Annotated in this window: 1 protein-coding gene; it reads right to left on the bottom strand. The window is 42.1% G+C overall.

What is annotated here, in order from left to right:
* On the bottom strand, nucleotides 1–174 hold a 174-nt coding region (locus A3738_RS09680; protein WP_197473762.1), incomplete at its 3' end, for a glutathione S-transferase N-terminal domain-containing protein.
* Nucleotides 175–316 lie beyond the last annotated feature (142 nt).

The following is a 316-nucleotide window of genomic DNA, read 5'->3' as shown; positions in this document are numbered from 1 at the left end:
CAATTCATTGTATGGGTTATGATCAGCTAACTCTGCAGGCTTTTCATCTGGATCGACATCAATAATATCTACTGCCACACCTTTTTCGGCGAGAACGATACGGACTCGGTGGCTATAGTGGCTTGCACCATCAGAAAAAAACGTCATCGACGACCGTTTGGTCACAACGCCCATACAAGAGCTCCTTATAAATAGAACGCATCGAAAATTCGATACATAGAATACAAAACTGCCAGAATTATACACACTTATCAAAGCGCGTCATAATTCAACACACGTTATAACAAAAAAGGCCGTTAGCGTTTGCCAACAGCCT

The organism is Oleiphilus sp. HI0066, assembly GCF_001635725.1.
This window is presented reverse-complemented; position numbering and strand designations above follow the sequence as displayed.